Source organism: Nocardia aurea (genome assembly GCF_003123685.1).
Taxonomy (GTDB): domain Bacteria; phylum Actinomycetota; class Actinomycetes; order Mycobacteriales; family Mycobacteriaceae; genus Nocardia; species Nocardia aurea.
Genome location: NZ_QCYJ01000127.1, coordinates 505386 through 528354, shown reverse-complemented (window position 1 = coordinate 528354; position 22969 = coordinate 505386). Strand labels below are relative to the sequence as shown.

13 protein-coding genes are annotated in these 22969 nt (G+C 69.3%); 6 read left to right on the top strand and 7 right to left on the bottom strand.

The annotated features are described in order from the left end of the window. Nucleotides 1-32: 32 nt before the first annotated feature. Complete coding sequence (locus DAT37_RS31315) at nucleotides 33-803, bottom strand: deoxyribonuclease IV (RefSeq protein WP_109528431.1); 771 nt, start codon at nucleotides 801-803, stop codon at nucleotides 33-35. Nucleotides 804-942: 139 nt separating this feature from the next. Between DAT37_RS31315 and DAT37_RS46290 the strand changes: the two genes are divergently transcribed. Further along, the gene (locus tag DAT37_RS46290; RefSeq protein ID WP_408637457.1) at nucleotides 943-3138 is read left to right on the top strand and encodes a serine/threonine-protein kinase; all 2196 of its coding nucleotides are present in this window, start codon (nucleotides 943-945) and stop codon (nucleotides 3136-3138) included. A 176-nt stretch (nucleotides 3139-3314) separates the two neighbouring features. Further along, nucleotides 3315-5144 (top strand): protein kinase domain-containing protein, encoded by a 1830-nt coding sequence (locus DAT37_RS31305; RefSeq protein WP_109528430.1) that lies wholly within the window; start codon nucleotides 3315-3317, stop codon nucleotides 5142-5144. A gap of 111 nt (nucleotides 5145-5255) precedes the next feature. Here DAT37_RS31305 and DAT37_RS31300 read toward each other — a convergent pair whose 3' ends face one another. Then, nucleotides 5256-5741, bottom strand: a complete 486-nt coding sequence (locus tag DAT37_RS31300; RefSeq protein WP_109528429.1) for a glutathione peroxidase — start codon at nucleotides 5739-5741, stop codon at nucleotides 5256-5258. A gap of 160 nt (nucleotides 5742-5901) precedes the next feature. Here DAT37_RS31300 and DAT37_RS31295 point away from each other — a divergent pair, with 160 nt between their 5' ends. From DAT37_RS31295 to DAT37_RS31285, 3 genes are all read left to right on the top strand, one after another. Continuing rightward, nucleotides 5902-6678, top strand: coding sequence for an ABC transporter ATP-binding protein (locus DAT37_RS31295; protein WP_109528622.1), 777 nt, complete (start codon nucleotides 5902-5904; stop codon nucleotides 6676-6678). After that, nucleotides 6678-9269, top strand: a complete 2592-nt coding sequence (locus tag DAT37_RS31290) for an ABC transporter permease (protein ID WP_232840108.1) — start codon at nucleotides 6678-6680, stop codon at nucleotides 9267-9269. Before DAT37_RS31295 ends, DAT37_RS31290 begins: the two co-directional genes overlap by 1 nt. 350 nt (nucleotides 9270-9619) lie before the next feature. Then, on the top strand, nucleotides 9620-10432 hold the full coding sequence (locus DAT37_RS31285) for a phosphatase PAP2 family protein (protein ID WP_232840107.1): 813 nt from the start codon (nucleotides 9620-9622) through the stop codon (nucleotides 10430-10432). Here DAT37_RS31285 and DAT37_RS46285 read toward each other — a convergent pair. From DAT37_RS46285 to DAT37_RS31255, 5 genes are all read right to left on the bottom strand, one after another. Then, nucleotides 10420-12507 carry an ADP-ribosylglycohydrolase family protein gene (locus tag DAT37_RS46285; protein WP_198654512.1) on the bottom strand — a complete coding sequence of 696 codons (2088 nt, stop codon included), beginning with the start codon at nucleotides 12505-12507 and terminating at the stop codon, nucleotides 10420-10422. The genes DAT37_RS31285 and DAT37_RS46285 overlap by 13 nt on opposite strands. A gap of 68 nt (nucleotides 12508-12575) precedes the next feature. After that, entirely contained in the window at nucleotides 12576-13727 is a 1152-nt protein-coding gene (locus tag DAT37_RS31270; RefSeq protein ID WP_109528428.1) for a VWA domain-containing protein, read from the bottom strand. Then, a complete protein-coding gene (locus DAT37_RS31265) occupies nucleotides 13724-15940 on the bottom strand; it encodes a DUF5682 family protein (RefSeq protein WP_232840106.1) in 2217 nt (738 codons plus the stop codon). Before DAT37_RS31265 ends, DAT37_RS31270 begins: the two co-directional genes overlap by 4 nt. A gap of 49 nt (nucleotides 15941-15989) precedes the next feature. Continuing rightward, nucleotides 15990-17090: an ATP-binding protein gene (locus DAT37_RS31260; protein ID WP_109528427.1), complete on the bottom strand. Its 1101-nt coding sequence runs from the start codon at nucleotides 17088-17090 to the stop codon at nucleotides 15990-15992. Next, nucleotides 17087-19975, bottom strand: a complete 2889-nt coding sequence (locus DAT37_RS31255; protein WP_109528426.1) for an SWIM zinc finger family protein — start codon at nucleotides 19973-19975, stop codon at nucleotides 17087-17089. Before DAT37_RS31255 ends, DAT37_RS31260 begins: the two co-directional genes overlap by 4 nt. Nucleotides 19976-20463: 488 nt before the next feature. Here DAT37_RS31255 and DAT37_RS31250 point away from each other — a divergent pair, with 488 nt between their 5' ends. Beyond that, nucleotides 20464-22914, top strand: a complete 2451-nt coding sequence (locus tag DAT37_RS31250) for an AAA family ATPase (RefSeq protein WP_109528425.1) — start codon at nucleotides 20464-20466, stop codon at nucleotides 22912-22914. The last annotated feature ends 55 nt before the right edge of the window (nucleotides 22915-22969 follow it).

Sequence of the window (22969 nt, the reverse complement as noted above, 5' to 3'; positions counted from 1 at the left end):
GGCGACGCCCGGCCCCCGACCGGGCGGACCGTTCAGCCCAGGTGTTCGCGCAGGTAGGCCAGATCGTCGGCGACACCTTCGGCGGGGGTCTCCAGGATCACCGGGGCGTCGGCGGTCCGGCACACCTCGGCCAGTAGTTCCGGGTCGATGGTGCCGTCGGCGAAGTTGGCGTGCCGATCCGCGCCGGAGTTGAATTCGTCACGCGAGGAGTTCAGGTGCACCAGGTCGATCCGGCCGGTGATGGCCTTGATCCGTTCGACGACGCCGACCAATTCCTCCCCGCCCGCCCAGGCATGGCAGGTATCCAGACAGAACCCGGCGCCGAAATCGCCGACCGCGTCCCAGAGCCTGCCGATCGAGTCGAAATGCCGCGCCATCGCGTGGTTGCCGCCCGCGGTGTTCTCGATCAGGATCGGCACGGCGAAACCGCCCTTGTCCTGCTGACGTTCGAACAACTTGCGCCAGTTGACGATCCCGTCCTCGATCTCGGCGTCGGAACGGACGTGACCGCCGTGCACCACCAGGCCGAAGGCGCCGAGCTCGGCGGCGGCCTTCGCCTGCTGGGCGACCGCGTTGCGCGAGGGCATCCGCAGCCGGTTGTTCAGGCTGGCGACGTTGATCTGATACGACGAGTGCACCACCACATCGATGGGACTGGCCAGGATCTCCTCGGTTCGCGGATGCGGCGTGGGCTTGTCCCAGCTCTGCGGATCGACGACGAACAACTGGATGACCTCGGCACCGAGTTTCTCACCGAAGCCGATCGGGTCGCTGTCGAGCCGTACGTGTGCTCCAATGCGCATGGGTTCAGCCTAATGACTGGCACCGACAGCTCGCCGACAGCCGATGTTCGCGGCCGTGCCGGTGGATAATGGGATGTTGCGCCCGCGTGGTCCGAAGAGATACATCGTTAGGATCCACGTGCTCGACCCTACGAGGGGGGTGAATCAGACCGTGTTGCGCACTGGCGAGACCTTCGCCGGATATGTGATCAAGCGTGTGCTCGGTCAGGGTGGCATGGGCACCGTGTATCTGGCTCAGCATCCGCGGTTGCCGCGACTGACCGCCCTGAAACTGCTCGAACGCGATCTGTACGGTGACGCCGAGATGCGTGGCAGATTCGAGCGCGAGGCCGATCTGGTCGCGCAGCTGGACCATCCGAATATCGTCACCGTGTACGACCGGGGCGCGGAAGAGGACCAGCTCTGGATCTCCATGCAATTCGTGGCCGGGTCCGACGCGGCCAGCGTCGATGTGAACGTGCTCGCGCCCGCGCGCGCCGTGCAGATCATCGGCGAGACCGGTGCCGCACTCGATTTCGCGCACGCCAACGGGGTACTGCACCGCGATGTGAAACCGGCCAACATCCTGTTGGCCAAGGCGCCCATCGGGCAGCCGGAACGGGTGCTGCTCACCGATTTCGGCATCGCCGGTATGCGCGACAGCGACACCACCCTCGGATCCGCGGGCACCATCACCGCCACCCTCGCCTACGCCGCCCCCGAACAGTTGAGCGGACAGTCGCTCGACCATCGCGCCGACCAGTATTCGCTGGCCTGCACCCTGTTCTGGATGCTGACCGGTACCGCGCCGTTCAACGGGACCAGCCCCGCCTCGGTCATGAACGGCCACCTCTACGGTCAGGTGCCCTCACTGCGACCGTTGCGCCCGGGAATTCCCCCCGCCCTCGACGCCGTGCTCGCGCGCGCGATGGCCAAGCGACCCGACGACAGATTCGCCAGTTGCACCGATTTCGCGGCGGCGGCGCGACGGGCGGTCACCCCCGTCGGTCAGCCCGGCCCCGTGGGAATGCCCCCGCATCCGTCCGCCCGTACCGGTCAGGCGCCGGTCCAGGGACCGCGCACCGGGTACCCGACGGGATACGCGCCCAACGGAACCGGCTACCAGGCCACCGGAACCCCCTACCCGAACAACAGCGCCGGTCAAGCGCATCCGGGCACCGTCCGGCCGCCCGTCCCGCAGGGCCCCGCACACCCGCGCCCGTCGGCCCCCCGGCACCCGGCGCAGCCACCCGCCGCCGCGCTACCGCCCACCGGAGTACTTCCCCCCGGCTACGTCGACCCGACCCGCGTCGGGACCCCGCCCCGCCCTCCGTACCCGAACCCCGCTCGCCCCGCCCCGGTTTCGCCGAACGGTCCGCAACCACCCCACGCGCCACCGGGTCCCCAGGCCCGGCCGAACGGTCCCGGATATCGGTCGAGCGGAACGTCGCACAGCGTCGTCCCGCCCCACCCGCGGCAACCGAGCGGAACGTCGCACAGCGTGGTTCCGCCCAATCCGGGCGCGCCGCCGCACGGTTCGCCGCAGTCGAGCGGAACCGCGCACAGCGTCGCGCCGCCGCACGGAGCACCGCAGTCGAGCGGGAGTTCACACGGTGTGGTTCCGCCGTATCCGGGCACATCGGCGCCCGTTCCGCCCAACCCGGGCGCGCCGCCGCACGGTTCGCCGCAATCGAGTGGAACCTCGCACGGAGTCGTTCCGCCGCATGGTTCGCCACAGGCGAGTAGGAATTCGCACGGTGCGGTTTCGCCGTATCCGGGCACTTCGGCACCCGTTCCGCCGCACGCGAGCGCGTCGCCGCATGGTTCGCCGCAATCGAGTGGAACCTCGCACGGTGTGGTTCCGCCCTATTCGGGCACATCGGGACCTGTTCCGCCTCAACCGGCCTCCCGGGCGCACAGCGCGCCGCAATCCAGTGGAACGTCCCACAGTGTCGTTCCGCACGGTTCGCCGCAGGTGAGTGGGGCGTCGCACGGTGTCGTTCCGGGCCCGCCCGTTGACGGTTCAGCGCAGGCGGGTGGTGGGTCGCCCGGCGTCCAGGGAGCACCGCGGGCGCGCCGTTCCGGCGGTACCGCGCACGGTTCGCCGCGACCGGATGTTCCGTCGGGCGGGTCGGAATCCTCGTCGGGGCGGGTCGACGGCGGGCAGGGTGCGGCCGAGGATCGGTCGGGTTCGGCTGCCGGGCAACCGGATTCCGGGGCGCGGGAGACGCCGAACCGGAAGCGTCCGGTTCGGCCCATCACGATCGCGCTGCCCGATGCCAGGGGCCGGCGCGTCCGTCCGCCGGGCGCGACCCCGGGCGCCGGGGGGCCGTCGGAGCCGCGGCCTCCGCCGTAGTGGTCCGCTGTCCATGTCGCGCCGGACAATCCGGAAATCCTCGGGCAACCGATGAGCACGCGACTGCTGCTATGGTTTCGATGTTTTCCGTGGTCGGGCGTTGCTCGGGCGCGCGTTCTTATGCTGTACGCCTGTTCATCGGTGGGTCCCGATGACGGCGGGAAGTGGAGCAGACAATGCTGGCCAGCGGTGACGTTTTCGCCGGCTATGTCATCGACCGGCAATTGGGCCGCGGTGGCATGGGTTCGGTGTATCTGGCGAAGCATCCGCGCCTGCCGCGGATGACTGCGCTCAAGTTGTTGAACAGGGAGATGTTCTTCGACAAGGAGGTGCGGGCGCGGTTCGAACGGGAGGCGGATCTGGTCGCCCGGCTCGATCACCCGAATATCGTCACGGTCTACGACCGCGGCCTCGACGACGAGCAGTTGTGGATCTCGATGCAGTACGTCGACGGAATCGACGCCGCGTCGGTCGATCCCGCGACGCTGCCGCCCGAACGGGCCGTGCAGATCATCAAGGAGACCGCCGACGCGCTCGACTACGCGCACGGGATGGGTGTGCTGCACCGTGACGTGAAGCCTGCCAATATCCTGCTCGCTCGCTCCGGCAGCGGCCGCGGCGAGCGCGTCTACCTGACCGATTTCGGTATCGCGCGCCTGCGTGACGACACCGGTCATCTGACGCAGACCGGGACGTTCACCGCCACCCTGGCCTACGCGTCCCCCGAGCAGCTCACCGGCGCGTCGCTGGATCACCGTTCGGATCAGTATTCGCTGGCGTGCACGCTGTTCTGGCTGTTCACCGGCAGCGGCCCGTTCGCCGCGACCAATCCGGCCCAGGTGATCCAGGGCCACCTCCAGACACCACCGCCTGCGCTGAGCAATACGCGCCCCGGCCTGCCCTACGCGGTCGATCTCGTGCTCGCGCGGGCGATGGCCAAACGTCCCGAGGAGCGCTTCGCCTCCTGTTCGGAATTCGCGGCGGCCGCGCTCGTCGCGCTGTCCAATCAGAGTGCGCCTGCCCTGCCGATCACGGGAATGCCGGTCACCGGCCCCCCGATTCCGGTGACCGGCCCGCGACCCGGCACCGGCCCGCAGCATCCGCTGACCGGCTCGCCCTACCCGCTCACCAAAGGTCCGTCCCCGGTCAACAGCGGCAACCAGCCGCTGACCGGCGCGACGATGGCCAATACGGCGGCGCCGCCGTACACCTCGATGCCCAATGCCATGCCACCGCAGCAGAGCGGTCCGAACGCGCAGCATCCGAATACGTCGGGGCCGTACAACAATCAGCAGACCTACGGCTATTCGCAGCAGCCGCCGCGCCCGCCGATGGGTGGCGGCGGAGGGTTCCCCGGTTCGCATCAGCCGCCGCGCAAATCCAATACCGGCCTGATCATCGGAATCGGTGTGGCGGCGGTGGTCCTTCTCGTCGTCGTCATCGGCATCGTCGGTGTGGTCGCGGGCGGCGGTTCCGATACGCCGACCACCACGACGGTCGCGCGCCCGTCGTCGTCATCGACGACCTCGCCGAGCAGCAGCGGCACCGTGACCGCCGACTCGGAGTCGATCAGCAAGGAATTCCCGCGCATGGTGCCCGCGTCCACATCGGGCGACACCGGCTACAACGGCGCGACCTGCGGTTCCTACAGTGCGAGTTCGCCGTCGACGCCGACCTCGGGTACCCCGGATTTCGGTGACTGGGTCTACCAGTGGGATTGCTTCGGCGGCGGCGACAACGACGATCCGTTCTTCACCTTCTACATCTACGATTCCGCCGCGGACGCCCAGGCGGCGGTGAACAACCTGCCGAGCGACAAGGTGAAATCCACCGACACCAACGGTGGGAAGACCTACACCAACTACAAATTCGAGAACAGCGGTCCGAAGATGGTCACCGTTTTCACCGGCGACAAGGACCGGAGCCAGATCCTGATGTACACCGACGGAATCGTCGGCACCATCGACGAGGTGCTGCGCTGGTGGCGTTCGGCCCCGCTGAACTGATTCAGGGCACGATCCGACCCCGAATACGCGGAGGCCGACCGGACGGGTTGCGTCCGGTCGGCCTTTTCGCTGTCGACGCCGGGTACTCGGCCCGTCGGGGCGGCGAGGAGGTCAGAGCAGGTTTTCCAGGGCCGAACGCAGTTCCGGCGCCTCGGGGGTGGTGCGGGGGCGGAAACGGCCTGCCACCGCGCCCGAGCGGTCGATCAGGAACTTCTCGAAGTTCCACTGGATATCGCCGGTCTCGCCCTCGGTATCGGGGCTCCGCACCAGTTCCTGGTACAGCGGGTGGCGTTCGTCGCCGTTGACATCGGTCTTCTCCAGGAGCGGGAAGTCGACGCCGTAGGTGGTCGAACAGAATTCCTGGATCTCCTCGGCGCTGCCGGGTTCCTGGCCCATGAACTGGTTACACGGCACGCCGACCACACTGAAACCCTTGGGGCCGTAGGTCTGCTGCAATTCGACCAGCCCCGAATACTGGGGGGTCAGACCGCATTTCGAGGCCACATTGACCAGCAGCACCACCTTGTCGCCGACCAGCTCGGCCAGGGTGGCCTGCTCGCCGGACAGTGTGCGCAGCGGAATCGTTCGAATGCTCACTTGTCTCCACCTGCCAATTCCGGATCCCCGTGATCCGAGAATCAACGTACCGGACGCCGGTTTCGCGGTGCCCCGCTCGGCGAGCGCCGCGGGCCGATGGCCACGGGATTCCGGGCAAACCCTGATGGCGCGCGGACGGCTCGCCAGACAGACTGGTGGCATGACTTCGCACGTAGCGGGTACAGATATCGCTGATCCACCGACCGCGACAGATATCGCGGCCAGCGCCATTGCGGTTACCAAGATCTATGGAACAGGAGATACGCAGGTCACAGCCTTGGATCAGGTGTCTGCGGATTTCGCGCGTGGAGAGTTCACCGCGATCATGGGTCCGTCCGGCTCCGGTAAGTCCACGCTGATGCACTGCCTGGCGGGTCTTGACAGCGCGACCTCGGGCGCGGTGCGCATCGGCGACACCGAGTTGACGAACCTGTCCGACAAGCAGATGACGCGTCTGCGCCGTGACCGCATCGGATTCGTCTTCCAGGCCTTCAACCTCGTCCCGACCCTGACCGCGCTCGAGAACATCACCCTTCCGCTCGACATCGCGGGCCGCAAGGCCGATCAGGAATGGCTCGACACGGTGCTCGGCAGGCTCGGGCTCACCGACCGGCTCGGCCACCGTCCCAGTGAACTGTCCGGCGGTCAGCAGCAGCGGGTGGCGTGCGCGCGCGCTCTCGCGGGCAAACCCGAGATCATCTTCGGGGACGAGCCGACCGGCAACTTGGACTCCCGCGCCTCCGAGGAGGTGCTCTCCATCCTGCGTGCGGCGGTGAACGAGTTCGGTCAGACGGTCGTGATCGTCACCCACGAACCGCACGCCGCCTCCTTCGCCGACCGGGTGGTATTCCTGGCCGACGGCCGCATCGTGTCCGAATTGCGCGATCCCACCGCCGAGTCGGTGCTGGACCGGATGAAATCGCTGGAGCAGGCCTGATGGCGGCATCGCCCGGCGCGCCGACCAAGAATGGTCGGCCGCGCGGCAACCCGATGCGCAAGGTGGCTCTACGCAATCTCGCGGCGCACAAGGTCCGGTTGGCGCTGACCCTGCTGTCGGTGGTGCTCGGTACCGCGTTCATCGCGGGTTCTTTCGTCTTCACCGATACCCTGCAACGCACCTTCGACGGAATCTTCGAGGACGAGGCCAAGGGCGTCGACGTCCGGGTGAGTCCGGAGAACCAGCAGTCCTTCGGTGTGCCGATCGCCGTGGTCGATCAGATCAGCCGCACCGAGGGTGTGCGCGCGGTGGCGCCGAACGTCAACGGACCGCTGGTCCTGTTGAACCTGGAGAACAAGCCGGTGCAGACCGGCGGCGCTCCGAGCTGGGGCGAGTCCTACGTGCCGCCGGAGCGCGCGGTCGCCGAGCCGAAGAAATTCATCGAGGGCGCTCCGCCCACGGCGACGGGGCAGGTCGCGATCAACAGCGGCGGCGCCGACCGCGCGGGCCTGAAGGTCGGCGATACGGCCAAGGTGCTGATTCCCTCGCGCAGCACCCAGCAGAGTCCGACCATCGATGTCACGATCTCCGGCATCTACACCGTCGCCTCCGATACCGGCGGATTCATCGGTCTGATCTTCGACGACACCCAGGCCCGTCAGCTGTTCACCGACGGCTATCACGTGGCCTACGTCGACGTCGCGGCGTCGTCCGGTGTCGCCGGTGACGATCTGCGTGACCGGATCGCCGAGCAGCTACCCGGTTTCAAGGTGCAGAACGGCGAACAGGTGCGGGCCGACCTGAAATCCCAGGTGTCGGAAGCGCTCAATTTCATCAATTACTTCCTGCTCGCCTTCGGCGCGATCGCGTTGATCGTCGGCACCTTCATCATCTACAACACCTTCTCGATGATCGTGGCCCAGCGTCTGCGCGAACTCGCCCTGTTGCGCGCGGTCGGCGCGAGCAGACGCCAGGTCGGCAATACCGTGATCTCCGAGGCCCTGGTGATCGGATTCATCGGTAGCGCGATAGGTTTGGCGGCCGGTGTCGGTTTGGCCTTCGGACTCTCGGCCCTGTTGAACGCCTTCGATCTCGGGCTGCCGACCGGTTCCATGACGGTGTTGCCGCGCACCATCGTCGTCGGTCTCGTCGTCGGCCTGCTGGTGACGGTGGTCAGTGCCTACGCCCCCGCGCGCCGGGCCGCGAAGATCCCGCCGGTCGAGGCCATGCGCGAGGAATTCGCGTCGGCGGGCGATTCGCTGCGGGTGCGGACGCTGGTCGGCGCGGTGCTCGGCGTCATCGGCGTGGTGCTGGTCGCGCTCGGAGCGCAATCCACCGGCGGCAATGCCGCGGCGACCGTCGGGGTGGGCGCGCTCGCGCTGATATTCGCGGTGCTGCTGGCATCGCCCGCGCTGTCGCGGCCGGTGGTCGGCACGCTCGGGGTACTGGTACGTCCGTTCGGTCCTATCGGCCGGATGGCGCGCAACAACGCCGTGCGCAATCCCCGCCGCACCGCCGCCACGGCCTTCGCGCTGACCCTCGGGCTGATGCTGGTCTCGGCGATCGGCATCCTCGGAGCCTCGGCGAAGTCCAGTGTCGGGGTGCTGGTCGACAAGGGCGTCGCCGCCGATTACGTGCTCGCCGGTCCGCAGCAATCCCAGCTGCTCGGTCTCCCGCTGGGGGTGCCGGACGCGGTGAAACAGGCGGTACCCGAGGTCGCGCAGGCAGTCGGTCTCCGGGGCGCGGCCGTGCAGATCGGTGACGACCAGCTGGCGGGCGTCTCGCCGGACGGACCGCTGGAGGGTGTGCTGAACTACGACATCCTGCGCGGCACCGGAACCCTCGGTGACAACGACATCCTCGTCGACGACACCGAGGCGGCCGACCGGAACTGGAAGGTCGGACAGACCGTCGAACTGACCACGCTGGACAAGAATCAGAAGGTCCCGGTGACTATCGCGGGCGTCTACAAGAAGACGCCGCTGCTCGGTTCGATGGTGTTGTCGCCCGGGGTGTTCCAGAAGGTGACCCCGGTCGCCTTCCAGAACAATTTCTTCGTGCTGGTGAAGGCGAAGCCCGGAACCGACCTGACCGCTATGCGAACCGACCTGGCGAAGGCCACCGACCGGTTCGCCGTGGTCCAGGTGCAGGATCGTGAAGAGTTCAAGGGCGCGCAGGGCAGGCAGATCAACACCCTGCTCGCGATCCTCTACGGCCTGCTCGCGCTGGCGGTGGTGATCGCCATTCTCGGCATCATCAACACCCTCGCGCTGTCGGTGGTCGAACGGCGCAGGGAGATCGGGATGCTGCGCGCGGTCGGCACCACGCGAGCCCAGGTCAGACGCAGCATCTACCTGGAATCGATGTTGATCGCGGTCTTCGGCGCCATTGTCGGGGTGCTGCTCGGCGTCGGTCTCGGCATCGGATTCCTGCGCACCCTGCGCGATTTCGGCATCGACCAGATCTCCATCCCGTGGAACCAGCTGGTCGCCGTCCTGATCGCCTCGGCGGTGGTGGGTGTGCTCGCCGCTGTCTGGCCCGGTATCCGCGCCGCGAGGACGCCTCCGCTGGCGGCTATCGCGGACCTGTAGGACCGCACGATCCGAGCCCGGTGGGTGACGCACGCCGCGTCATCCACCGGGCTCTGTCATATCCGGGACGGTGCCTACGCTCGGCCCACCGGCCCACCGGCCCACCGGCCCACCGGCCCACCGGACTCATTTCGTCCTCGAACAGATCGGGGGGCGTATTCCCCTGTGCCGCAGTAGATTCAGTGCATCCGAGGGCGCGCCTCACCGCCGCGGGAGCGCGGGACTCCCTCGCTGTCTCCTCGGTCACAGTGTGCGGATCGTGTCCATCCGGTGTTGCTAGATTAAACGGAGGGTGTCACTCCGGTTAAGGGGGGTGGTCTTCCGGATGTGATGGGAAGGAGGCCGCGGCAATGGTGGCGGTAGGTCTCGGTGGACCTGGTGTGGGGCTGCGGATGGTGCCCGAAGTCGTCGTCGAACGGATGCGGACGGCGTTGCGTGGCCGCGGCGGCGAGGCGATCGGGCAATTGGCGCTGATCACGGTGCTCTATCTCGCCTACAAGATGGGGCGGATGATCACCGCCGACGACAGCGCGCACGCGCTCGACAATGCCCACGAGGTCCTCGGCGTCGAACGTCGACTCGGCCTGCCGGGGGAGACCACGGTGCAGTCGCTGTTCGTCGGTCACGACTGGCTGGCCGTGCCCGCGAATTTCTACTACGCCACCGCGCATTTCACCGTCGCGGTCGGCGTGCTGCTGTGGCTGTGGGTCTTCCGCCCCGAGCACTACCGGTGGACGCGCAATCTCATGGTGGTGCTGACCGGCGCGGCGCTGGTCGTACACGTCCTGATGCCGCTCGCGCCGCCGCGCATGCTGCCGGAATACGGTTTCGTCGACCTGGCCGCCGTGCACGGGCAATCGGTCTACGGGCCGGTGGGCGCGGGCGGAATGTCGAATCAGTTCGCCGCCATGCCGTCGCTGCACGTCGGCTGGGCGCTGCTGCTCGCCTTCGCCGTGGTGGCCGCGACGCGCGGCCGATGGCGTTGGCTGCTCTTGGCGCATCCGGTGCTCACCCTGCTGGTGGTGGTCGGCACCGGTAACCACTACTGGCTCGACGCCGTCGTCGCGATCACGCTGCTCGGCCTGGCCGCGCTGCTGCACCCGGTGCTGGTGCCCGCGTCCGCCACCGCCTGGGGACGGATGGGCGCGGTTCAGCCGAAGTAGCGGGTCCGCCATTCCGACGCGGGTTCGCCGTTGTCGTCGCGCGGGGGATTCGGGCCGAATTCGGCGCAGTAGTCACCGGCGAGCCGGTCGACGACGGCGGCCACGTCGAGTGTCGATCGCCATCTCGCGGGCACCGCCGCGACGCCGTAGCGGGCGCCGAGGATATTTCCGCACACGGCCGCCGTCGAATCGCTGTCGCCGGAATGATTCACGGCGAGCAGGATTCCGGTGCGCACGATCTGCTCGGGTGAGCCGCCCGCCGCCGCGGCGGTCAGCGCCGTGTAGACGCCGATCGCCAGCGCCTCCGGACCGATCCAGCCGCGTCCGAGCGATTCGACCTCATCGGCGCCCGGCACCCGTCCGCCCGCCTCGCCCGCGAGCCGAACTGCGGTGGCGAGCGCCTTCTCGGTCTCCTCGTGCCCCTTGTAGCGGGTGAGTTCCGCGCGGGCCAGCCCGACGGCCTTGTCGAGTTCCGCGCCCCGGCACAGGGCGTACACGATGGCCGCGAGCACGCCGGCGGGTAGCCAGCCACCGGGATTGCCGTGCGTGAGCGCCGCGGCGTCGCAACCCAATTCGAAGACGAACTCGAGTGAGGAGCCGGAGGTGTCGGCGGCGTACCCGAAGCCGCACGGCGCCGCGCGGACCAGCGCCGCGCACCCCTTGGAATCGTTGATCGGACGCTCGCGGGTGCCGAGCGGCAGACCGGGTTGCCCGCGCTCGGCCGCTGTGCGCAACGCGGTGACGCTGGCGTTGCTGGTGCCGCGATGGCTCATGAGCTCCGGGTATCCGGTGAGCGAGCTGTACGGACGATCCGCGTGCGCGGCCGATTCCGTCGTGGAAAGCCCCTGTCCTCGAAGCCATTCCAGGAACCCGGCCTGCATGAATCCCAGCGTGGCTCCGCCCTTGCCGTGCGCCCTGGCCCGGATCGAACCCTTGATCAGCGCCTCCACCGTGAACAGCGTGAGCTGGGTTTCGTCCGAGATCTCCAGGACGGCCGAATCTCCGGTCACTCCGCGCGGGCCGTAGCGCTGGCGGATGTGGCGCAGCATCATGTTCTCCACCGGCGCGCCGAGCGCGTCGCCGACCGCGCCGCCGAACAGGCAGCCTCGCACGATGTCCTCGCGGCTCGGCCGCACCGGCTCGGCACGCACCGTCGGATCGGGTGCGGCCCGGGGGCCACGACGTGGCGGATCGGATCGGGCCGGTGCGAGAATCGTCGCCCGGGTGCGCAACGCGCGCGCCGCCGCCGCGGCGAATTCGGCACAGGACGGGAACCGATCCGCCGAATCCTTGGCCATCGCCGTGGCCACCACCTCGCCCAATTCGGCGGGCAGGTCGGGCCGTGCCGCGCACAGCGACGGCGGCGGGGATTGGACGTGGCCGAACACGACGGCGGCGATATTGGGGGCGTCGAACGGGCCCGCACCGGTGAGCAGTCGGAACAGCGTGCAGGCCAGCGAATACTGATCCGACCGGTGGTCGAGGTCGCCCCGGGTGAGCTGTTCGGGCGAGGCGTAGGCCAGTGTCGCGGTGAGCGTCCCGGTGCGGGTGAGTCCGGCCGAACCGTCGAGCAGTTTGGCGATGCCGAAATCGGTGAGCAGCACCCGTTCCTCGAAGCCGGTGGACGCGCCTGCGGATTTCGACAGCAGGATATTCGCGGGTTTCACATCCCGGTGCAGCACTCCCGATTTGTGCGCGTAGTCGAGCGCGCCCGCGATCTGGACGGTGATCTGCACGGCCCGATTCGCGGACATGGCCGTCGCCGGAACCGACGCGCTGTCGACACCGTCCACGTACTGCATGGAAATCCACAGCTGATCGTCCTCGATGCCGCGGTCGAAGACGGTGACGATATTCGGGTGGTCCAGACGTGCCACGGTCTCGGCCTCGCGGGCGAAGCGCACGCGGGTGTCCGCGTCCTCGAACATGCCCCGGTGCAGCAGTTTCAGCGCCGTCAGCTTCGGCAGGCGCGGGTGGCGCGCCGCGTAGACCGCGCCCATGCCGCCGCGCCCGAGTTCGCGTTCGATCACATACCCGGCGAATACGTCACCACGGCGCAGCATGCGTGCCCCCATCCCAGCAAAGACCTTGGCAGCCTATCGAACCCGTCGGTCCGGCAGGGGCACGGTACTCCGACCCGGCGCTACCGGGTGTCGCGTTCGGCCCAGGATCGGATGTCACCGCGGTCGAGCGCGGTGGCGAGCAGATCGGGGAATCGGTCGGGGGTGCACGCGAACGCGGGGATGTCCAGGCCCGCAAGCGCGGCGGCGTTCTCGTGATCGTAGGCGGGAGCGCCGTCGTCGGACAGCGCGAGCAGCACCACCACCGTGACGCCCGCCTCCTTCATCGCGTGGACGCGGCGGATCATCTCGTGGCGGATTCCGCCCTCGTAGAGATCGGAGACGAGTACGAACAGAGTGTCGGCGGGCCGGGTGATCAGCGTTTGGCTGTAGGCGATGGCGCGATTGATATCGGTGCCGCCGCCGAGTTGGGTGCCGAACAGCACGTCGACCGGATCGGCCAGCGATTCGGTCAGATCGACGACCTCGGTGTCGAAGACCACCAGCGAGGTCTTCAGCGCCCGCATGGAGGCCAGGACCGCGCCGAAGACCGAGGCGTAGACGACACTGGCCGCCATCGAACCGGATTGGTCGATCGCCAGCACCACATCCCGGTGCACGGCCTGGGCCTTGCGCCCGTAGCCGATCAGCCGTTCCGGGACCACGGTGCGATATTCGGGCAGATAGTGCGCGAGATTCTTGCGAATGGTGCGGTCCCAGTCGATATCGCGCGGGCGCGGCCTGGCGACGCGGGCGGCGCGATTGAGCGCGCCCGAGACCGCGGCCCTGGTATGCGCGGCGACGCGCTGCTCGATCTCCCGCACCACCCGTTCGACGACGACGCGGGCGGTCGCCTTGGTGGTCTCCGGCATCACCTTGTTGAGGCTGAGCAGGGTGCCGACCAAATGGATATCGGGTTCCACCGCTTCCAGCAACTCCGGTTCCAGCAGCAATTGCGTCAGATTCAGCCGCTCGACGGCGTCGCGTTGCATCACCTCGACCACCGTGGACGGGAAGTAGGTGCGGATATCGCCCAGCCAGCGCGCGACCTTCGGCGCCGAGCCGCCGAGCCCCGCCGAGCGTTTACCCGTCGCGGCGTCCTCACCCGAGTCGTAGAGCCCGCCCATCGCTCGATCCATGGCCGCGTCGTCGCCCGAACCGAGTCCGCCCAGTTCCGGCTCGGCCGCGCCGCCGAGGACCAATCGCCAACGCCTGTTCTGTGTTTCGTCGGTCATGGGTTCACTCCGAGTATTTCCGCGACGGTGCGCATGGCGAGCAGACCGCGCGCCGAGTCGATGCCGGCGACGGCGGTACCGGGGCCGGGTCCGGTGTCGCGCACGGCCCGGCCGATGGCGCGGCGCTCCCCGGATTCGAAGGCGCCGAAGGTGCGGCGCAACAGCGGAAGCGTCTCGACGAATTGGTCTTCGGCCAGACTCTCCAGCCACCCGTCGACGAGGTGCAACAACTCCCTGTCGTGGACGAGCAGCAGTCCGCGTCCACCGAGGAAACCGTCGATCCAGGCGGCCTTGGCCGCGGGGGTGTTGCCGATCGACAGCGCCGCCGACAGCCGCCGAGCCGCCTGCCCCTCGTCGATGACACCGGCATCACTCAGCAATCGCACGGCACGCCCGACGAGCGCGCCGTGCACGTCGGCGCGTTCGGCGAGTTTCTCCAGCGCGGTCAGCCACTGCGCCGTGGACCACGCGTCGTCGCGAGTGTGGACCGCGGTGTGCGCCGCGTCGATCAGCGCGCGCACCTGCTCGGCCGCGTCGGTGTCGAGTCCGGTGACAGCGCCGGGTAATCCGGCGCAGATCCGCACCAGCAGGCCGTCGGCGACATGGCCGAGCGCCTCGGTGTCGGTGCCGCGCACGTCGCCGTAGCGCAGGGTCTTGGTCAGGCCGGGCAGCGCCGCGAGCAGATGCGTGACGTCGTGATCGAGTGCGGCGACCGATTCCAGGCGGGTGATGAGCCCTTCGGTGGCGTCACCGAGATCGGCGAGCAGGGCCAGATCGAGCGCGTCGGTGAGATCGGCCAACGTGACCCCCGTGCTCTGCGCGGTATCGAGGATCTTCGCCTGCGCGGCGATGCGCAGCGTCGGACCCCAGCGCGAGGCCTCGATGACCGCCACGGCGAATTCGGGCCGCCATTTCAACCGCCAGCTCTCCCGGAAGGTGCCGGTATTGCGCACTTCGCCGGTGATCGGTGTGCCCCAGTCGATGCCGAGCAGACGCAGCCGATGCAGCAGCCGGGAACGTTCGAGTTCCCTGTCCTTGCGCAGATCCAGATCGAGCGTCTTCGGCGTCGGCTCCTGTTTCAGGCGCAGCGTCCGCATCGCGGCCCGTAGGTCGGCGTCCAGCGGCACCGTCGGAACACCCTCCGGCACCGCGCCGAGCGCTTCTCCGACCACGAGTTCGGCGACCACGACCCGCACCATGGTCTCGTCACCCCCGCACAGCACCGAACGGACCGCCTCGGTCACCTCCGACAAACCGGCGAGTGCCCGGGTCCGCAGGGTCGCGAGGGTGTCGGCGAGCCGCACCGCCTCGATGACGTGCGCGCTGGAGACCGGCAGATCGTGGGCCCGCAGCACCCCGGCGACCTTCGTCAGCCAGCGCGCGACCGGCTGTTCGGTTTCGGAGAACAGGTGGTGATACCAGCCGGGTGAGGTGACGCCCGCGCCGTAGCCCGACGCCGTCGACAGTCGCGAATGCGTCCACGGCACCCACGTCACGGTGGCCTTCACCTTGGGCATCCCCTTGAGCAGGCGCATATCGGGTGCGGCGGGGCCGAGCGGACCCGTCAGCGCGGGCGCGTGCCAGGCTCCGCAGACCACGGCCAGCCGGCGAGCGCCTGCCTTGAGCGCCTTGCGCATGGTCTGGCGCATGAACGCCTCGCGGCGCAGGGTGTGCGCGTCGACCACCGCCGAAACCGGCGAATCGCGCAGCGCGGCCATGGCTTCGGTGATGGCGTCGAAAGCGGTGGCGTCGGCGCTGGATTCGACGACCGCGTCCCACCAGCGTTCGGCGTCGTCGTAGCCCGCGGCGGCCGCCAATTCGGCCAGCGGGTCACCGCTTTCGCCGCCGTCGTCGGACGCGGCGAGCGCGTTCGCGGCGGGCAGATCGCAGAAGCGAACGGGCACGGCGAATTCGGCGGCGTAGCGCAGTGCCTGCCATTCGGGGGAGAACGAGGCGTAGGGCCAGAAGGCCGCGCGCGCCGGAGTCGCCGGCACGTAGGCGAGCAGGGCGACCGGCGGTCGCATCCCGTCCGCCGCGACGAAACCGACCAGCGGATCCGCGTCGGCCGGCCCCTCGATCAGAATCGTGTCGGGGGCGAACTCCTCCAGGGCCAGACGTAACGAGCGCGCCGAACCGGGGCCGTGATGCCGGATGCCGAAAACCCTGGTGACGGCCTCCTGCGCCGCGTCGGCCGAGGTGGTCACGAGACTCACCGGGGGCCGGTGTGCGAACGCGTCGGGAGTTGGTGCGTGCGAGACCCGTTCACCCGGTGATCTCCCGGCAGGCCCGGTAGAAATCGGACCACTCGGGTCGTTCGCGGACCACCGCCTCGAGATATTCGGTCCACACCACCCGGTCGGCGACCGGATCCTTGATGACGGAACCGAGTACGGCACCGGCGATATCGTCGGCCCGCAGGGTGCCGTCGCCGAAATGAGCCGACAGCGCGATGCCGTTGGTGATCACCGAGATGGCCTCGGCCGTCGACAGCGTCCCCGAGGGGGATTTGAGTTTGGTGCGGCCGTCGGCGGTGATGCCCGAGCGCAGTTCTCGGAACACCCGAACCACCCGTCGCACTTCCTCGGCCGCGGCGGGAATTCGCGGCAATTCCAGTGCCACGCCCAGTTGTTCGACCCGGCGCACCACGATGGCGACCTCGTCGTCCTCGTCATCAGGCAGCGGTAATACCACCGTGTTGAACCGGCGGCGCAGCGCCGAGGACAGTTCGTTGACGCCACGATCGCGGTCGTTGGCCGTGGCGATGACGTTGAAACCCTTCGCGGCCTGCACCTGCGTGCCGAGTTCCGGTACCGGCAAGGTCTTCTCGGACAGGATGGTGATCAACGCGTCCTGCACATCCGAGGGAATCCGGGTGAGTTCCTCGATGCGGGCGATCGCGCCGGTGCGCATGGCGGTCATCACCGGTGACGGGACCAGCGCCGCGTCGCTCGGCCCCTCCGCCAGCAGTCTCGCGTAGTTCCAGCCGTAGCGGATCGCCTCCTCGGCGGTCCCCGACGTGCCCTGCACGAGCAGCGTCGACGAGCCGCTGATCGCGGCCGAGAGATGTTCGGAAACCCAGGTTTTGGCGGTGCCGGGTACGCCGAGCAGCAGCAGCGCGCGGTCGGTCGCCAGTGTCGCGACGGCCACTTCGATCAATCGGCGCGGCCCGACGTATTTGGGCGTGATCACCGTGCCGTCGGCGGAGGTGCCGCCGAGCAGATAGGTGACGACCGCCCACGGAGAGAGTCGCCACGAGGGTGGACGCGGCCGGTCGTCGCCGACGGCGAGGGCGCGTAGTTCCTCGGCGTAGGCCTGTTCGGCGTGCGGGCGCAGCAGGCCGGGGGCGGGGTCGATGGTCGTCACTGCAACTCCTCGAGCATCTTCGAGCGGTGGGTGAGATCGTCGGCGAGTAGATCGAAGGCCCGCACCCAGGTGGGATCGTCGCAGCGCCGCGCGAGGGCGCCGACCGCGGGCGCGGCCGTGACCGGGAAATGGATCGAGGCCGTGGTGAGCAGCGAGCGGTGCGCACTCGGGCTCGCGCCGTGCGTGCCGGAGTGCTGCGCCGCGATCCTGGCACGATCGGCGAGTAACAGCATCAGGTGGTTGGCGACGGCATCGGGCCACGGGTGCCCCATGGCGGGCAGCAGCGCCTCGATCTCGGACAACCACGAACCGTCGAGCCGCAGCAGATGACGGGTCCTGTCCTCGATCGGCAGCAGGGCGAACAACTCGCGCCGCCGCAGCAGCGCGGCGTCGGAGGGCACTCCCGCCTCGAACAGTGCCCTGGCCCAGCGTGAGTCGCCTTGCGCCAGTGCCGCGTCCACCCAGCCGTCGAACAGTGGTTGCCGGAATCGGTCGTCCACGCCGATCCCCGCCCATCGCTCGGGGCCGAGTTCGGCGGTGTCGGGCCACCCGTCGACGTTTCCACGCTGCCAGAATCGCAGCGGTGTGGCGGCGACCAGCTGGCGCAACCGTCCCGCCATCACGTCGGGCCTGCCGTTCCAGCGGTAGGTGAATTCGACGCCGCGGTCGACGATGCCGTCGCGCTGGGAGGCCGCGTCGATGGCCTCGGGCAGGTCGACGACCAGGCGGGGCGTCTCGGATGTCGTCGGGCGCAACCACGCGGCCGCGCGCGCGGTCATCCGCCGCGCGAACGCGGAATCCGGAAGCAGGGTCAGCAGGCCCGCGGCCGTGCGGCGCACATCGGCGCGGCGGTCGTCCAATGCCGATTCCAGCAGATCCTCGTCGGCCGGGGAGATCCCCGGTTCCAGTGTGGCGAGGAGTTCGGCGCGCAGCGGTCCCGATTCCTTCGGCCACACCTCGATCAGCGCGTCGCGCGCCGCCGCCGGATCCTCGACCCGCAACCGCGCCAGCCAATTCCTGCGGGCCTGCGGACCGCCGAAATGCCAGGTGTCCTCATCGAGTTCGGTATCGATATCGGGCCACGACAGTTTGCGCCACTGCGGATGTCGCGCGGCGAGCCACTGTCCGCGACGGCCCGCCAACCGCAGCAGCGCGGTCCGCCACGGCGAACTGTCGCAGGCGTGTTCGAGCAGCAGCGCGCACAGCGCGTCCGGTGCGCGGTAGTCGTGCGGTTCGGCGGCGTCGAACCATTCCGGCAGGAAATTCGATTTGCCGCGCAGCATCTCCGCCACGCGCGACGCCGCCGCCCGCGGCAGTCGCCGCCTCGGATCGTCGAGCGCGGGTGCGGGGATATCGCCGGATTCGGCGGGCACCCCACCCCGTTCGTAGGCATCGCGCAGCGCCGCCGATTCCAGCAGCAGCAGTGCCGGATCCGTCCGCAGCCGCACGGCCGCCGCGGCCACCGGCGGTGCGAGCCGGGCCGGGTCGGGACTGCGACGTGCGGTGCCCAGCAGCGCGACGGAGGTCAGATCGGCCCCGCTCCCGGCCACCGCCGCGCCGGAATTCGTTCCGCGCGGCGCCGCGCGTTCCCCCGTGACGTCGAGTACCTCACCCGCGACCAGCGCCGACACCGGAACGAGCCCTTCCTGCGTCCAATCGGCGGTCAGCGTCACGGGATGACCTCCCGATATCCCGAGCAACCGCCAGGGCTGTTCCGAGGGCGCCAACGCGAGGGCCGCGCCGTCGGAATCGACCACCCGCCAACCGCTGTCGTCCACGATCGGCGTCACCTCGGGCAACAGGACCGGCCACGACCGCGCCCAGGGGTCGGCGCCCAGTGCCCGCGCGTGCGCTTCCAGCGCGGCGGCGATCGTGCCGTTCGTCCCGGGCACGGTGGTGAAAGGTTCGTCGGTGCCGTGACGTTCGCCCCAGAGCGCGCGCAACGGCGCGGCGGCGGGGTAGTAGTGCAGGTGCGCGTCGGCCATGGCGCCGAGCGCGGGAACGTCGTTCGGGAAACCGGGCGATCCGAAGCAGTGATCGACCAGGAGCGCCCAGCGGTGGGTGTTCCTGCCGTAGAGCCAGGTCCTGCGGGTGTAGAGCCGCTCCTCCTCGGTGATCCGACTGCCGAGCACCATCCACCGGTCGCGCGACGGCGGTTCGGCGCGCACCGATTCGGCGGACGTCGGATAGCCGATGTGGGTGCGGATACTCGCGCCCAGTGCGTCGGGCAGTTCGTCGAGACGTCGGTGCGCGGCGATCAGCAGGTGCAGGCGCGCGTATTCGCGCAGCACGATCCGCGGCCAGTCCGCGCGGGTGGCGACGGTGGTCGGGAGTTGACGCAGCACGGCCGCCACCGCGGGCGCCTGGGCGTCGACCATGCGGGCCGCGATGGCCTCGAACGCGCGGTAGGAGCGATCGGTCTGGGCCAGGCCGGTACGGACCTGGTCGCCGAGCCAGATGTCGAGGTCGTCCAGTCCGGCGGTGACCCGCGCGCGCCGCTGCCTCGCGGTGGCGGGATTCGGCACGCGGAGCGCGGTGTCGCGGGCGGGTTCTCGCGCTCGTTTCGCTCTCGACGCGATCCACTCGGCCGCGAAATCGGCGACGGTGTCCGCGTCGGGCACCGCACCGGCGGACCAGCGCAACATCAGAGACAGCGCGTGTTTGCACGGAAATTTCCGGCTCGGGCAGGAGCACCGATACGCGGGTCCGCTCAGATCGACGACGGTCCGGTACGGCGGCGCCCCGCTGCCGTGCCACATACCCCACAGCGCCGTGTCGCGGTGCCCCGTCTCGTGCCAGCGCGCGCCGAGCGCACGCGCGGCCGACAGCGCGTTCGCGTCCGGCGCCAGTGCGCCGACCTGCGCTTCGGTCCACGGTGCTGTCATCGGGCGGCTCTCGATCGGCGGCGGTTCACGGTGTTCCCCCCAAGGTTGCGTCGACCGGATTTGTACCGCAGGCCACCGACAGACCGGCCGTCGCCCCCGCGCGTCCGCGCGGAACCCACTGTGTCGGCATCGGATTCGCTCACCTTCTCGAATCGTTCCTGCGGTTGCGTTACGGTCTCGATACTGTCATTCTGTTCTGTTCGGCTCCGTCCGAGCCACCCGATCGGGTGACACACATCGAGCTGCCCGTCGGGGTTGGCGAGGGGTGGACATCGAGGGCGGCCGTGCGCTTTCGATGGCCATATCCATCCCCGCGGGCAGATTCGGACCATCCTTCGGATCGCCCATTCCGGGACAGGACTGTATTCGGCACCGCCCGGTGGGCGAATCCTGGCGCATCGGGTAGCGTTTCGCTGAGCTTTCGACAGAGGACACCGGGTGCGAGGCGGGTGGGCAGGCCGCGGTTCGGTGGTGAAGGGGTTTGACGTATGCGCGTGAATCCCGCGGCCGATCCGGCCACGGAGGTATCGCCGCGCCTGCCCGAAGTGGTGGCCCGGCGCTTGTCCGAAGATCCCACCGTCACCTCGGACGTCGCGGAGACGGTGCTGTGGTCGCTCGGTTCCCTCGGCCATCGTGACGCGCACGGGCCTGCCGGGGAATTCGACGCCGCGGGAGTCTTCCTGCGCGCCATCCGGGTTCGCGGATTCCGCGGGATCGGCCCCGAGACCACCTTGCACGTGCCGCCCGGTCCCGGCCTCACCCTGGTCGTCGGACGCAACGGCAGCGGCAAATCCAGTTTCGCCGAAGCCGCCGAATTGGCGCTGACCGGCGGTAACCGCCGCTGGGACGGCCGCTCGGCGGCATGGCGCGAGGGATGGCGCAACCTGCACGAAGGTGAGTCGGCGCGCATCGAACTCGACCTGCTCACCGAGGGCGACGACCCCGAACTCACCGTCGTCAAGGAGTGGGCGCCGGACGCGGACCTGACCCAGGCGGTGTGGACCGAGCGCGGTACCGGCGTCACCGAGAACGATTCGGCTCCATTCGATGTCACCCGCTGGTCGAGCGTGCTCGACCTGTACCGCCCGTTCCTCTCCTACAGCGAACTCGGCGCGCTGGTCGACGGCAAACCCAGCGACCTGTTCGACGCGCTGCACCAACTGCTCGGCCTGGACGAATTGACCAGGGCCCAGGAGCGGATTCGCACCCGCCGCCTGGAATTGGAACGCGCCGCCCGTGATTCGCGTCAGGAACGGCTGGATCTGCTCGGCGCCTTGGAACAGGTCGCCGACGACCGCGCGGTGCGGATGGCACGACTGCTGCGTCCGCTGCAACCCGATCTGAACGCGGTGAGCCGCCATATCTTCGGCACGGTCGACGACACCATCGGCCCGGACGGATTGCGCGCCATCGTCCGGCTCACCCTGCCGACCAGCGCCCAGGTCGACGCGGTGGCCGCCCGCATCGAGGAATGCGGCGCCGAGGTCGCGCTCGGGTCGACCACCGACGCCGAGGCCGATCTGCGGGTGCTCGACCTGCTGCGCCGGGCCCGCGAACACGCGGGCGTGGTCGGCGATTGCGCCTGCCCGGTCTGCGGTCGCGGCACGCTCGACAGCGAATGGGCCGAGGCGGCCGATGCCTCGATCGCCCAGCTCACCGCCCGCGTGGACGCGCTGACCAGGGCTCGTGACCAGTTGAACCGCGCCGTGCGCGCCGCCCGTGGGCTTCCCGATCACGTCCCGCAGGAACTGGATTTCGACCCGAGCAATCCGCCGACCGTCGACACCGGCGCGGTGCGGCGGGCCTGGGCGGACTGGGCGGCGCTGACCGGCGCGGAATACACCCCCGATCTGGCTGATCGGTTGCGCGGCGCGCACACCCGCCTGGTCGACGAACTCGAATTGCTCCAGCAGGGCACCCGCAAGGAACTCGATCGTCTCGACGAGGTCTGGGCGCCACTGGTGCCGCGCCTGGCGACCTGGCTCGACAACGCCCGTGAGGTCGCGTTGCGCGCGAACGAACTGCGCACGGTCAAACGCGCCGAGGACTGGCTCAAATCCGCGACCGCGGGTCTGCGCGGTGAGCGCATGGCTCCACTGGAGACGACCGCGCGCTGGATCTGGCGGACCCTGCGCCAGCAGAGCAATGTCGAACTCGGCGCGATCCGCCTCCAGGGCAATGCCGGAACCGCGCGCCGGGTACTGCTCGACGTCACCGTGGACGAGGTGGACGGCGCGGCCCTCGGCGTGATGAGCCAGGGCGAGTTGCACGCGCTCGGTCTGTCGCTGTTCCTGCCGCGCGCGACGGTCGAGGACAGCCCGTTCCGCTTCGTGATGATCGACGACCCGGTGCAGGCCATGGACCCCGCCAAGGTCGACGGTCTGGCCATGGTGCTGGCGACGGTCGCCCGGCACCGCCAGGTCGTCGTGTTCACCCACGACGAGCGGCTGGCCGAGGCGGTGCGGCGCATGCAACTCGACGCCTGCGTTCTCGAAGTGCAGCGCCGCGAACGGTCGGTCGTGGAGGTGCGGACCTCGAGTGATCCGGTCCGCCGCTACCTCGCCGACGCCCGCTCGCTCGTGCGCACCCCGCAATTGCCGCGCGCCATCGCCGACGAACTGGTCGCCACCTGCTGCCGGTCTGCCGTGGAGGCGGCCAGTCAGTCCCGCGCGCGCCGCGACCTGCTCGCCACCGGAATGCACCACCGCGAGGTGGAACGCCATCTCGAAGAGGCGTTCACCACCCGCGCGATGGTGGCGCTGGCCGTCATGGGTGTCGGCTACAACGTGGACAACCTCAACAAATTCCTGGCCCGCGACGAAAAATGGCTGGTGAGCGTCCTCCGTGATGTGACGGCGGGCGCGCATGTCCCGATCGGGCGCAGCATGCGCGAATTGATCAGCGACACCGAACGTTTCCTCGCCTGGCTGGTGCGGTGAGCGTGGCGCGCTCGCCGGACTGCGGTGCCCCGGATGTCCTATCCGGCCGGACGAT